Raw genomic sequence first — 14061 nt, 5'->3', positions numbered from 1 at the left:
AATTCTGTAGCTACTTGGATAAGGCACGCTAGAAATGTCGCTCTCCTAGCTTTCCAAGCGGAAGGGGCAGGATGCGGTCTATTTGGTGTATAAGGAACACCCCTTTCTTCTCGGGAACACTAAGGGGGGCTCTAGTGCGGAAACGGATGACGGCTGCACACCATTGCTTTTCACCTTCAGTATGTCCTGCCTCCGCTCATCAGCGGGGGAGGTATTTATTGCTTGATGATTTTTTGGGTATGTTCTTGGTCATCGTAGACCACCTTGACGAAGTAGAGCCCGGCTTTGAAAGAGTACACGTCAAGATCGATGGTATTGAGTCCGCTGTTGACATCCATGAAGGTCTCATAAAAGACAACATTGCCCGTCGCATCGATGAGGTAGAGCTGCACGGGAGACTTGCTGGGCAATACCATCTGTACGTAGAGAGTGTTTTGACCAGAGGCTAGTGGATTGGGAAACGCTTGCTCGATGACCAATTTCTGCTCAAAGTTGAGACAGCCCTCGTTGTTGAGCGGGTTAGAATCGGTGAGCTCTCCTTCGTTGGCGACTAGGGTCACGCAGAGGAATTCGACGTTGTTGTTGTCGGCGGAGAGGCTAAAGTTGAGCGGGAAGCTGACAGACTCTCCGCGCCTGAGTTTCTCATTGTATCTTTCGTAGATCGAGTTTTGTCCTTCTAGGTCGATTTGAGTTGTGAAGCCATCGAGATTGAAGGAACTATTGTTGAAGGCCGTGATCCATATACTGAGTGTACCGTTGGATTCTCGTGCTTCGATTTTAGTGAGCTGTAGGTCGAGCTCAGGGTCTGCTACGAGGATGTCAATGTATGCCGAATCACTACAGAATTCGTTGTAGGTGACGAGTTCGGCGAGGTAGTCGCCGTTGGTGGTGTAGGTATAGCTAGGGTTCTCTTCGGTGCTGACGGAGCTGTCATCTACTCCGAAGTCCCATGCGTAGCTGCTGCCTTCATCAGACTCGTTGCTGAACTGGACAGCAAGTGGCGCTCCCCCAAATTCGTCATCGACGGTGAAAGCAGCGGTAGGAGAAGCGTGTACGGTGAGGGGTTGTGAGGTGCTATTTTGACATCCCAGCTCATCTTCTACTAGGAGGCCGATGAGGTAATCGCCCGCTTGATCAAAGGCAAAGGCCGTTTGTGTGCCGTTGGCCGTACCTTCTCCGTCGAAATCCCACACGCGAGAGAGGAGGGCTGGGCCTTCGGTGGTGGATTCATCGACAAAGACCGTGGCCTCATTGTCACAGTTGTTGGTCGCACTGAAGGCAACCACAGGGAGGTTGTAGATGGTGAAGTCCTTTTGGATAGTAGATACGCAGTGATTGGTCGGTGTGACTGACAAACTCGCCGTGTAGCTCCCTGCTTCATCAAATACTGCGTCGATGTTTTGGGTGAAGTACTCTTTGCCGTCTACGACCCAGTACCAACTTGTGATTTGGTTTTCGGACAAGGAAGTGCTTTGGTCGACAAAGGCTGTACGCCCCTCGATACACCCCAGATCAATGGAGAAGTCGGCAGTAGGGGCTGGTTGTACGATGACCGTTTGTGTGGCGGTATTGGCACAGTTTCCGGTGTTGGTGACGGTCAAGCTCACGGTGTAGTTGGCTGATTCGTCGAAGGTGAAGCTCGGGTTTTGTTGGTCCGATTCGCCGAGCGAATTGAAGTCCCATGCCCAGCTTTGGAGGTTGTTGAGTGCATCTCCAGGGCTGGATTCGTCAGTGAAGTCTATGGTTTGCTCTTCACAACCGGGTGTATGCACAAAGGCCACCTCTGGCAGGCCGTTGATGCGGACCGTGCGTGTGATGGGCGTGACACACCCGAGGGCGTTTTGCATGGTGAGTGTGACCGCATAGTCTCCGGTGGCGAGGTACTCGTAGGAGGGGGAGCTCAGGGTAGAGGAGCCTAGTTCATCACCAAAATCCCATGTGGCATGCGTGAGGTTGTCGCCTGTGCTGAGATTGGTGAACTGGGTGTCGTCCCCGAAGCAATCGTCTGCATAGCTAAACTGCGTGTTGGGACCTGCGACAATCGCGATCTCCTGCGCAGCGGTCGTCAAACAGCCCGGTATGTTCATGGTCAACCCGATGGAGTAGTTGCCCGCCCCAGCGTAGGTATGTGAACCGTCCGTAGAGGTCTCAGGACTGCTGCTGTCACCATAGTCCCAATCGTAGGAGACCGTCGTGCCGTTGTAGAGACTCTCGTCGGTGGTGTTGTCAAAATCGAGTGCGGTATGGCTGCAATAGGGAGCAGAATTCGACACAGCAAAACTAGGCGCAGGGGGAACAGGATAGATCGATATGGGCTGCACGCTGAGGTTGCTACAGGTGCCGTCGGATATGGTCAGCTGTGTGGCATAGCTGCCACTCGCTGGGTACTGGTAGCTCGGGTTGGGCTCAGTGCTGTCCACAGTACCGTCCCCCTCAAAATCCCAAGCATAGGAACTGATCGCTCCCGGATCATCGACGAGTGCGGTGAAGGTGTTGGTATTACCGATGCATCGAGAGTCATCGATGGAGAAGGAGACATTGGGAGCAGTGGAGGTGGTGACGGTGATGGATTGGGTGAATTCAGAGAAGACTCCATCATTGTTGTATGCACGTAGACTGATGTTGTAGGTCCCAGCGGTGTTGTAAGATACTCCAGTAGGAGTGCTTGAGGCTGTATTATTAATATTCTCTCCACAGTCCAATGGGAAGTTGAACTTGTATATGGAGCCATTGGTTCTAATTTGAAAAGCATACCATTGTCCTTGGTCATATTGCAACGACAGTCCCATAGTGATACCACTAATGGTAGTGGTCAATGTTTCGGTCGCGAGTGTAGGATTTGCTAGATCATTTCCTAAAGTAATTCTATATGATCCTCCGCTGTTTCCATAGACAAAACCTATATACTGGCCCATTTGGTAAGTGAAGTCAATAGATAATGGGTTTGTTGGAAATATTGCATTTCCAATGTTTGTGAAAGAAGGAGAACTAAAGAGCTGATTGCCAAAATCTAGTCGATAGAGGCTTTTGTTGTCAAAAGCCGCAGCAAGACCGAACCAGTTTCCGCATTGGTTGAATAGGCTAAGATCAGCAAATCCAGCCCCTGGGATAGCAGCAGTTTCAATGATGTCATCTACAGGGTCTGGCGTGTTTGTGAGAGAATTTCCAAAGTTGATGATAGTGAAATTGTCGTTGAGGCTACTCGAGAGTATTGCCACCCATTGATTGTTGTCATGTTCTAGACCTAGGTTGTCTGCTGTGGTGCCAATGCTACTGACGGGGATGGATATGCTAGGGGATTGATTGGTTAAATCGCTACCAAAATCCAATAAGAGTATTTCTGCATTTCCGCCATTGTGAATCAAGGCATACCATTGATTGTTTTCTTGAACGATTTGAATCGGAGTTGCACTGTTCAATATGCCCCCTAGGTCTGAGGAGAAGTTTAGAACGGGAGTGTTGTCAAGAGAGTTTCCAAAGTCTAATCTGTGGAGTAGGTTTTTGTTTCTGTCTAAAACAAACCCGAACCAGTTGATGCCGTCAGATACGATTTCAATGTCTCTTGTGTTGGTTGATCCAGCAATGGAGTATGCGATTGTTTCAGTAGGTGTAGTGAAAAGTTCTCCAGCGCAGAAGTCCCATTGATAAGATTCGGCATTGAGGGAAGAATTTTCGAATGTTAGGTTTTCGTTGCTACATACCGTCGATTGGGTAGAAAAATCCGCAGTAGGGCATTGAGCTTGAGAGGTAGAGATGGTTTTGGAAACAGAATCCTCACACCCTTGCATAGTGGTCACTGTGAGTCCAACAGTATAGTCTCCAGGAGTCTGGAAAGTGAAGCTAGGGTTTTGGTTTGAGGCAGTGCCTAGTCCGTCAAAGTCCCATGACCAGCTATCGACCGCATCGTCAGAGAGAGTCAGGTCTTCTCCTAAGAAAGCTACAGGGATGTTTTCGATGGCTTCTCCATAACTAAAGTTTGCTTTGTCCGCATCGGATACGGTGACGGTCTGTGAAGTAGTTGTCTCACATCCAGTAGTGTTGGACACGGTGAGGCTGATGGTGTAGTCTCCAGTGGCCGTGTATTCATGGCTAGGGTTTTGGTCGGTGGATGCAGGTGACGCGTCTCCAAAATCCCAAGTGTAACCATTGATGTCGCTTCCTGTGGAAGTGTTGGAGAATTGTATCGCTTCCCCAAAGCAGTTGTTGGTGTAGATGAAAGAGGCATTGGGCCCTTCGATGATGCCAATGACGTCAGAATATACAGTTGTCGTACAACCGGGAATCATAGCCGTCATGGAGACGGTTTTTGAGCCCGCCGTTGCAAAGGCATAGACGGGGTCTTTGTCTGTGGAGGTAGCTTCTCCATTGAAGTCCCAGAGGTAGGTCACCACATCGCCTGCACCATTTTCGTTGGTGAGGTTGGTGAAGCTAATGTCCGAGTTGCTGCAAAGCGTAGCAGCACTGTAGCTAAAGGCAGGATCTGTGGGAGCGTTGTAGAAGGTGAACTCTTGGGTGCTGGTATTGGTACAGCCGTCGGTACTCACGATAGAGAGCGTAACAGCGTAGGTCCCAGATGCGTCATAGGAGTGTGTCGTAGTGGCGCCAGCTTCTAGGTTTCCATCCCCGAAATCCCAAGCATAGGAACTGATTGCTCCCGGATCATCGACGAGTGCGGTGAAGGTGTTGGTATTGCCGATGCATCGAGAGTCATCGATGGAGAAGGAGACATTGGGAGCAGTGGAGGTGGTGACGGTGATGGATTGGGTGAATTCAGAGAAGACTCCATCATTGTTGTATGCACGTAGACTGATGTTGTAGGTCCCAGCGGTGTTGTAAGATACTCCAGTAGGAGTGCTTGAGGCTGTATTATTAATATTCTCTCCACAGTCCAATGGGAAGTTGAACTTGTATATGGAGCCATTGGTTCTAATTTGAAAAGCATACCATTGTCCTTGGTTGGTTGATCCAGCAATGGAGTATGCGATTGTTTCAGTAGGTGTAGTGAAAAGTTCTCCAGCGCAGAAGTCCCATTGATAAGATTCGGCATTGAGGGAAGAATTTTCGAATGTTAGGTTTTCGTTGCTACATACCGTCGATTGGGTAGAAAAATCCGCAGTAGGGCATTGAGCTAGCGAAACTCCTGGTATGAATACAAGTAGTAGAAACAGTATATAGCGATACTCTTTGGACATCTGATTAAACTAACGTTCTCTTACGAAATATATTGGGAAAGGACAGAGGGAGGGTAGAAGGTCAATATAGATGACATTGCTGTAATGCAAAAGTATGTTTTCAAAATTGATTATGAGCTAATTAAGTATAATATTCTTTTCTAACGTCGTGTTGTTGATTTTAGATAAAAGTGTCTTTTAAGATATGATCGATTCGCAATTTCGAACGGTATGCTAAACCTATCTCACGGTTTTGTGTTCTTGTGTGTTTCAGGATCACCTCTTGTATGTCTTGTATGTGTTTTGTGATCGCCATGGATGAGAACTCATCCAGACATACCCCAACTTGTTTTTCTTCCGCGATATTGTCGTCTTCAGACACGCCGCGGCACACGACATACGGGAGACCACACAGCAAGTATTCTGCCACTTTCGTCGGAGATCTGAATTTTTGGGAAGGAGTGGGGGGAATAGCTACTATGCCCATGTCTGATGCACTGAGGTAGGCAGGCATTTCTGTAAAGGGGATGAACTCTCTCACTTGGTAGTTGTCCGAAGGGATATTGGATTCTTGAAACCATGATTCAATGGTCTTATGATCATAATCGGTTGCGATCAAAAAGAAACTGTTGCTGTCCTCTTCATAGATGCTACCAAACAGATCAATCAATTCTTTCTCATAGTATAGTCCTCCTAGTTTGCCTGGGTAGATGAAAAGATGGCGTGAACCTATGTTTAGCTCGTGTCTGATCTGTTTCCTTTTGGCTTCATCGAATCGAAATATTTCAGGGTCTACTGCAGTGGGTGCTCTGTGTACGGTGGCTCGTGTTCCTTCTTTTTGTAGTTTTTCTACCATGTGACGAGTCCCTGTCAAGATATGATCGGCATATTTTCCTGCCCATTGCTCCAGTTTATGAAGGATTTTATACTTGATGCTTGACGTCTTCCAGTGTCCCATCTCTACCATAAAATCACTGTGAGGTTCGTAACTATAGATGACTAGTTTCATTCGTAATAGGGGCGAAAACAAAATAGCAATAGCAGCGGATACATTGGCGAAAGCGAAGGTGTAGGTGCTTTTGTGACGGATTTTGATGCGAAGGACAGACCAAAAAGTTTCTAACACATTCATGGCTTTTTTGATCAATAAGAATCGCCCAGTTTGGAATTGTCTAGGGTGCCAGTGGATACCCCACTCCTTTAGACTTTCTTTTTCTTGTCTCCTTTCACTAGGAGACAAAGCATATTGTGGTTGTTCGAAGGTGATCAGGTCAAAGCGATAGCTTCCATTTTGGCTCAGTGTCTTGATATAAGAAAGAATGAGGTTTTGAAACAAGGGGTCCTTGTAGCTATTGTAGATAAAGACTAGAATGGAGACGGGTTGTTTCATGCAATAAGAATTCTAAAAAGACAACTCACCGAAGATAGCCAACAATTCCAAATGTGGATTGATGGTCGCTTGACTGAGCCCTTCGTTGGCTCCCCAGTATCCGAAAAATAGAATGTTCATCGTGTGCGCAAGATATGCAACAAAACCTGACAGGTTTCTAAAACCTGTCAGGTTTGAAGTAGTAGTTTAATGCTGAATATAGTCTTCCTACACGTAAGTAGCTTTTTAGCATGATGCTTTTTCTTTTTGACCGAAAGGCTTTGATGAGTTGCGAAGGAAGATTCAAAGACATGAGTTTGTCTTCGAGATCGGTATAGCCCTTGGCAAGCCCATCGAGGTTGGACATGGCCGAGCCATCTACGAGCCTTCTGAGGTAGGAGGTGCTTGTTGTGAAGCGATATTCCTTACCCTTTGCCATTTGGATGTAAAACCATAAGTCTTCTCCATGTGTCAATGTTCGGTCAAAGGCGTAGTTTTTTTCTGTTTCTCTTTTGATCATCCATGTGATGCCAAAAAAGGATTTTCCTGTCAAGGAAACCAAGTCTTCGAGGGGTTCTCCTTCAAAGTTAGGTGTCCATTGGGTGACTTCTTGCGTCATCTGTTCGTCTCTCGAACTCACTCGTCCATCTACAAACGCCACTTGGCTGTTGTTTCTGAAGATCATCAACCGATTCGCTAGACTGTCGGGAGGAAAGCAATCATCTCCATCCAAAAAGCAAAAGTAGTCGCCCTTCATGTGGGCTAGTCCTACGTTTCTAGCTGCACTCACTCCTTGATTATCTTGGGAGAAATAATGAATGCGTGGATCTTGGTACCCTCGGATGATCTCTGCAGATCGATCGGTACTGCCGTCATTGATGATGAGCAGCTCCCAGTTGGTATGGCTTTGTGCCAAGACCGAATCGATGGCTTCTGCCACGTATTTTTCCGCATTGTACACGGGCATGATGATCGAGACCAATTCAGACATGGGTATTGATTTTGTTTTCAATTCGATCGATTTGCTTCTCATAGGTGTTGTCATTTGCGATTGCCTTTCGTTGGTCAGACATCTCAGAGCTACTCCATGCGGAGTATTCGGCTATTGTCCGCTGGAGTAGGGGGAGCCACTCTGCTTGTGTGGTGCACATCTGTACTTCCTGTAGCTCGACGTAGGTAGATGTCAAACTCGAAACGATGGGTTTGCCAGAGGCCAAGTACTCCATGAACTTGTGAGGATTGGCGAGTTGATCGGGGTAGTCATCTGCGAGGTAGCACAGGATCAACAGGTCCATCTCGGTATAGAAGGAGCGCATCTCGCTCGCGTTCAACTGTCCGAGATAGACGACAGTGGGGTGCTGTAGTTTGTCCTGATTACGCTCACATTTGCCTGCCAGATAGAAGGTGCAATCCGTCAATTGAGCGAAAGCCTGCTCCAAGGTTTTCCAGTCCAAATAGGGGATATCCAAATTGCCACAGTAGCCTATCTTCATGCCATCGACTGGTTGAAGGTCAATAGCTTCTTGCTCATCACTGAGGTGCAGCCCGTGGTTGATGAAGTGGGTGTTAGGATTGTGGCTTTGGAGACGTTCTACAATTTGTGAAGTGTTTCCCAAACAGATATCAGCAGTACGAGCGGCTTTGGCGGTTTCGAAATCCTGATTCAAATCGACGATGTGCGAAATGTTGTAGGTGTCCAGCAGGGTAAAGTCAAAGAATACCGAATTGTCAAAAGACCAGATGAGATCAAATGTCAGGTCGCAGTGTTTTTCGATTTGTTTCAACTTGTGACGAATGAGTCGCTGACTCACCCAAGTCGGGAGTTTTCGCAGTCCCTTGACGAATTTGGGGTAATCCAACACCTGTAGGCCTGCAACACCAGAGTCCTTCAACTGCCAGCGGTCCCCCGCAGGATTGGCAAACACTACCCGGTTGTCCCGCTCCGCGAGGTGTCGTGCATAGTGATGCTTCGACACGAAGATATGATCCCAAGGTTCGGGAGAGATCAGTAGGATGTTTTGGTCTCTGAGTTTCATCAAGCTGCAAGATAAATATTACTTGATCAACACAACTTTCCCAAAGTTTCAAACTTTGGGAAAGTTTGCCTCAGTTGTTTTTGTCATAGCCCGACGAGAGATCGGATTATCTCTATCGGTGAGTTCAGGTGCTGGCTCTTTTGTCTTTCTGCGATTAGTAGGAGATAGACCTTATCAGCTAATGATGATTGTGAAAAACGGTACAATCTCAAAAAGGGTGTACAGCCTTTAGTCAAAGGGTGTACATGGTTTGCCCTTTGGTTGCGCAACCTCGGAGGGTTTGTCGTACACCCTTTACCCTTTGGTTGCGCAACCTTTTCAAGACTTCTTCAATACGGTGTGTTTTTTAACGTTTTTTAGCATTTAATGTCGCCTATTTGGCATTATAATGGCTTTGTACAAGTCAAATCCCACAGAGCGCTCGGTTAGGATTTCAAATCAATAAATGTTTAACTTTTAAATTTTATCAATTATGTCTGTAACATATAAAGTAACTGAGCGCGTAGATCCAAGGGATTTGTCGCTCCCCAAAAAGTACTATGCAAGAATCGTCAATGGGGACGATGTGAGTTTTGATGAGTTGGCTGGGATTATCAGCAAGGTGTCCAATCTCAACTATGGTTCTGTAGTAGGGACATTGGCCACCTTGATAGAGGTGATCGAGATGCAACTCATCCACGGTAGACAGGTGAGACTTAGTAATCTAGGTACTCTCTTTTTGACACTGAGTAGCAAAGGTGCAGATACCGAGGAGGATTTTCGCACTGCGAACATTATAGCTGGTAGAATCAGGTTTCGTCCAGGTGCTAAACTCAAAAAGACGGTGAAAAATCTGGAGTTTGAAAAGGCCAGTACATCCTCCGATGTAGCCGAATAAGTACTCACAAAGTATAGGTCATAAAAAGCAAATGCAATGTTGAATACTACACAATGAAACGGTCTCACGATGTGAGGCCGTTTTTTATGGCTTCTTTTCCATAACTTTCTCTATTGACGTCATAGCCCAAAGTGGATCGTGTTATCACCTTAAAGGTGAGAGCTTCTGATTGGTTGCTTAGATTTTGTCTATCACCGAAAGTAGTACTGCTACGGAGATATTCATGTTTTGGGCTATTTCAAGTATTGTACATTGACTGTGATGCAAATGTCATATAGCTTAAAGGCGATTTTTTGTGGTACTATTCTTATATCAAGTGCTTTTTCGACTAGTTGTAGAATAGGTGTACTTCTAAATATTCGCTTGGCCAATCGAAATTTGAGGCTTTTCGGAGCTTCTATTTGAAACCGATTTGGATCAAAATCTGCAATGGACGGGTCTAATGAGCGGAGTTTTTGCTCTTCTATTCGTGATTCTCTCCCACGTGCGATGTAGTCGACGAGGTTTCGGAAGTCATCATGGTACACCCAGGTTTTGGGGGCAGAGAAGGTCGGGATATTGTGATAGTGAAAAGCATCATAGGCTAGCTTGAAGTCCTCCTTGTCTGTCAGTCGACTGTCAAAGCCTCCTATTTTATCAAAGGCCTCTCGAGTGATTGAAAAATTTCCACCATTTATTCTCAATGAATCAGACTGACTTGATGTAGAGTCTTTGGAGTACCATTGGTCCTCCATATATTTTCGGAAGGTGTTGAAAGAATTGGTGAATTTACTATTGTCATAGTAATAGGGGCCCCCAGCAATAACGGGGCTGTCATGTTGCTGATGGATACTCAGATGCTCGTAGACAGCATCGGGATTGGGTCGGACATCGTCATCAAAGAAAACAAGTAACTCTCCCGAAGATTTTGATACCGCGAGATTACGGGCTTTTGATCTTCCAAGATTTTGAGAATGGATTACTTTAACGTTTAAAGTACTTTTTTTTGCAAGCCTATCCAAGGTTTCTCGTGTATTGTCAGATGATCCGTCATTGAGCAAAACGAGTTCAAATTCTTTATGGTTCTGGTTTTCGACAGCATCAACCAGGGACGTGAGTTGAGCACATCTGTTGTATGTCGGTATGATTACGCTAATGGTCATCTTCTGTAGATTGCTTGTTTGCAAACATACAGAAAGAGCCGAATGGTTTTTGGGTTGACTCCATTTTCGGTCACGTTGGTGAGTGCTGCGCGTAATGCTGATCTATATTGTTTCCAGTAGAGCATCTGGCCTATATTATGCTCATGCAAAAGGAAGGGGTTGTTCTCGTACTTTTTTCTTAGGGAGTTTTCATAGTCATTCAATGAAGCCATATCATTACTCTCAATCCAGTTGGTGCCAGTTTCTCGTAGGTCGGTCAAGAGTTTAACAGTGATCTGGTTGATATATAGTCTGCGGAGATCTGACTGCTGTCCTAGTTTGGTCAGGGATTGGTCATTGAGACGATAGTTGTAGAGGGGGGCTGGGATGTTGATGAATTTGTTATTCAAAATCAATTTCCCCATCAAATACAGGTCTTCATTGCCACTGTTGCCAAAAAAATCCGCATAGGGGTTCTTTTTCAGGTAAGTGGCCTTGAACATGACAGAAGGGCATTGCAAAGGGAAATCATTGGGTATTTCGGACAGAATGGATTTGTGATCAGTGGGAAATACTTTGGAGAATAGTACTTTGTTTTTGTTGTCAACTTTATTGAACCCTGTCCCACAGGCAACCAAACCCTTGTCTTGGTCAAAGGCCGCAACCTGTTTTTCTATTCTAGAGGGAGCAGACCAATCGTCACTATCCTGCAGTACGATATAGTCTCCTGATGCTAGGGATATGAGTTTGTTGCGAGTTGCTACGACTCCAAGGTTGGTGGTATTGTGATATTTTTTTACTCTAGTATCACTGTATTGATTGATCAGTGATTTGGTATTATCAATTGAACCGTCATCAGCGACGAGGATCTCAATGTTGTCATAGGTTTGTACTAGCAGGCTGTTCAGACACTGCTTGATGTATCTGGAGGCGTTGTATGCGGGCACGATGATGGAAATTAGTGGCTTCATCTGTCTTTCATGATTCGCTTGAAGGTAGTAGGGTTGGCCCAGAAGTGTCTTTTCTTAAAAGCAGAGAGTATTTTATCTATGACGCGTTTGAGAGGGGCTCGGAGTTTACTTTGCTTGTAGAATTCTTTTTTTAGATAGATCAACCATAGGTAATGCCAAAAGGGAGGTATGAGGTGTGAACTTTTGACTTTACTCCAAATAGAGAGGTGCTCAGCCTCTTGTTCTTTGAGAAAAACGCAAATTCTGAAATACTGTAAGGCTATAGCTTCAGTATATTGAGGGTTGGAGACGTTGGATCGGTGTAGAACCGAAGAAAGATTGTTCAAAGTACTTACTCGTGACTTGAGATGCTGTATTTGCCTTTCATTTTTACTAATGGCTATTTCTTCATGATCACATCTGAAGAAACAATCTTCTTTACTGTCTATTTTGATGTAGCTATAACCTGCTATTAATGCCCTTATGTGAAATTCCCAGTCTTGCCAATTTTTTGCATTCACGTCCCATCCTCCGAGTCTGATCAAGCTATCTTTTTTCCATATGGCGGACGGGGTTGCCCATGGAGTATCGCTGATTAGAAATCTGTATAAATCGTCCTCATCTTTATCTAGAACATTCCATAGGAGGTTGTAGTCCCCAGGTTTCTTTTTGAACCCAAGAATGTTAAACACTACAAAATCAAGAGTTGGATTCAAACGGAAGTGTTCAACTCTTTTTTCCAAGCAAAAATCAGCTAGCAGGTCATCACTATCTAGAAAGATTACATATTCACCTTCGCTTATTTCAATCCCAATGTTTCGACAAGTAGGTGCTCCTTTGGGTTCTCTGTGGCGCTCCACCCACTTGAACCGGGAGTCTTTGTCTACAAAGCTGTGTACTACGACCTTGGTGCCATCTGTTGATCCATCGTCGATGATCAGGCATTCCCAGTTGGTGTAGGTTTGATTCGATACTGATTGTAGCGTCTCAGTGATGAGTGCTTCTCTGTTGAAGGAGGGGATGATGACCGATACAATGGGGCTATTTTCCATACCATTCATTCATTTTAGTACTACACCATCGGGTATACACTTCGTACTCTGTTTGGCTCCAATTTTGTTTTTTTTGATGTTTTGCAGAGTTGGATGTTTTTGCGTTTAATTGTTCGCCAGATGATGCACCAATACTATCAACAAGTGATTCTAGTTGGAGGTCTAATTCCTCAATTCGAACCGTAAAGCTGTTCGATACTTTTCCAAGTTGCATCTCAATCATTGTGTTCCAAAACTGCCAATACCAGCAGTTTCGTTCAAAGGGAGACATGGTTTTCCATTCTTCTTTTGAGAGTGACGGGTCGGCCAGATGTCCGTTTATTCTGTTTTGACTGTATATAGTGCTGGAATAAATGGATTCAACAGATAAACGGGCTCTATATGGCAGGCTAAATTCACGGTCGTCAAACCACCCTCTCCCATACGCGGAGCTAACAAAAGGTTTAGCTTCTCTTAAACACCAAATGAATTTGGCTTTAGGGAAAATGTCATGGTAGATGTCTATCAAGTTAGATATTTTTTGGTCGGATTCTCCGTAGTACTCTGTTGTGATATTGGAAGCTGCATCATACAGCGCGACAATTCTTTTTCTTGTTTCTTCTCTCGTCAATATGCCATGAGCATAATCGGTAGAAAGCTTGATTAGTTCTCCTTTAGGTTCATGTAGGCATTCGATTGATGGGTGTTGATTTAGAGTGTCGGCGAGAGCTTTGCTTCCACATCGTCCTGTTCCCACTACGAAGAATAATTTACTTCCTAGTTCGAATGCATTCTTTCCTTTGGCTAACATTCGTTGACCATTTACCCCACCTACGTTTTTCTCTCCAACAAGTGAATTGTAATGTTGTTGGTTTCTTGATTTTATAATTCTCTGAGGTGCGTTGCCTACGATAGAAAAGGCGGGGACATCCTTGGTGACTACTGTCCCGAGACCAATAATCGCTCCTTCTCCGATCGTCACGCCAGGAGTGATGCATACGTTCATGCCTATCCAGACATTCTTTTCAATTCTAACAGGTTTATATACTCTGGATTCATCATAAGGTAGTACCGATCCTTCGTACTGGTGGTTACTGGTATAGAGTACCAAATTTCTACTTATATGAGTGTTGTCGCCTATGACTACCCCGCCATCAGAATGAATATATGTGTTGTCCCCAAGGTGGACATTATTGCCCAGTGTAACCATTAGGGGATGGGTAATGGTTATGCTTCCATTTAGTTTAATGTCACACCCCTTGCTTTTGATCATGTGGAGAAGGTTTGCATTGGTTTTGGCAAGGGTTTCTTTTTCTGTTTGCTGTATCGTTTGTGTCAAAAGAAACCTGCTTTTATGGAGTAGGGCGATAAGTAGTCTTCTAATCAGGGCTTTCATTTTTGTTATGTTATGAGAGGGTAGTGAGTTTCTTGCTTGACTTCTGCTTTATGTATGCCTGTCAGTTCTTGGTGTACTTTTGGGAGGTTTATTGGGATTGTTTTTCAAGT

Annotated in this window: 9 protein-coding genes; 1 reads left to right on the top strand and 8 read right to left on the bottom strand. The window is 45.1% G+C overall.

The features are described from left to right. Window positions 1-215: 215 nt before the first annotated feature. From BFP72_RS15065 to BFP72_RS15050, 4 genes are all read right to left on the bottom strand, one after another. Window positions 216-5192 (bottom strand): T9SS type A sorting domain-containing protein, encoded by a 4977-nt coding sequence (locus tag BFP72_RS15065; protein ID WP_099599929.1) that lies wholly within the window; start codon window positions 5190-5192, stop codon window positions 216-218. 160 nt (window positions 5193-5352) lie between these two features. Next, a complete protein-coding gene (locus BFP72_RS15060; RefSeq protein ID WP_099599928.1) occupies window positions 5353-6561 on the bottom strand; it encodes a hypothetical protein in 1209 nt (402 codons plus the stop codon). Window positions 6562-6718: 157 nt separating this feature from the next. Then, the gene (locus BFP72_RS15055; protein ID WP_158233427.1) at window positions 6719-7531 is read right to left on the bottom strand and encodes a glycosyltransferase family 2 protein; all 813 of its coding nucleotides are present in this window, start codon (window positions 7529-7531) and stop codon (window positions 6719-6721) included. Next, a complete protein-coding gene (locus tag BFP72_RS15050) occupies window positions 7524-8576 on the bottom strand; it encodes a glycosyltransferase (RefSeq protein WP_099599926.1) in 1053 nt (350 codons plus the stop codon). The genes BFP72_RS15055 and BFP72_RS15050 overlap by 8 nt, the downstream gene beginning before the upstream one ends. Window positions 8577-9048: 472 nt before the next feature. Here BFP72_RS15050 and BFP72_RS15045 point away from each other — a divergent pair, with 472 nt between their 5' ends. Next, window positions 9049-9453 carry an HU family DNA-binding protein gene (locus BFP72_RS15045; protein WP_099599925.1) on the top strand — a complete coding sequence of 135 codons (405 nt, stop codon included), beginning with the start codon at window positions 9049-9051 and terminating at the stop codon, window positions 9451-9453. A 233-nt stretch (window positions 9454-9686) separates the two neighbouring features. Here the strand turns inward: BFP72_RS15045 and BFP72_RS15040 are convergent, their stop codons facing one another. The 4 genes from BFP72_RS15040 to BFP72_RS15025 are packed head-to-tail and all read right to left on the bottom strand — an operon-like array spanning window position 9687 to window position 13951. Continuing rightward, window positions 9687-10595, bottom strand: a complete 909-nt coding sequence (locus BFP72_RS15040) for a glycosyltransferase family 2 protein (RefSeq protein ID WP_099599924.1) — start codon at window positions 10593-10595, stop codon at window positions 9687-9689. After that, window positions 10592-11545 (bottom strand): glycosyltransferase family 2 protein, encoded by a 954-nt coding sequence (locus BFP72_RS15035; RefSeq protein ID WP_099599923.1) that lies wholly within the window; start codon window positions 11543-11545, stop codon window positions 10592-10594. Before BFP72_RS15035 ends, BFP72_RS15040 begins: the two co-directional genes overlap by 4 nt. Further along, a complete protein-coding gene (locus BFP72_RS15030) occupies window positions 11542-12576 on the bottom strand; it encodes a glycosyltransferase (RefSeq protein ID WP_158233426.1) in 1035 nt (344 codons plus the stop codon). Before BFP72_RS15030 ends, BFP72_RS15035 begins: the two co-directional genes overlap by 4 nt. Then, on the bottom strand, window positions 12566-13951 hold the full coding sequence (locus BFP72_RS15025) for a DapH/DapD/GlmU-related protein (protein ID WP_099599921.1): 1386 nt from the start codon (window positions 13949-13951) through the stop codon (window positions 12566-12568). The genes BFP72_RS15030 and BFP72_RS15025 overlap by 11 nt, the downstream gene beginning before the upstream one ends. Between the last annotated feature and the right edge of the window lie 110 nt (window positions 13952-14061).

Source organism: Reichenbachiella sp. 5M10, assembly GCF_002742335.1.
In the GTDB taxonomy this organism is placed as follows: domain Bacteria; phylum Bacteroidota; class Bacteroidia; order Cytophagales; family Cyclobacteriaceae; genus Reichenbachiella.
Note: the sequence above shows the minus strand (reverse complement) of the source record. Positions and strands in the feature narration are given on the sequence as shown.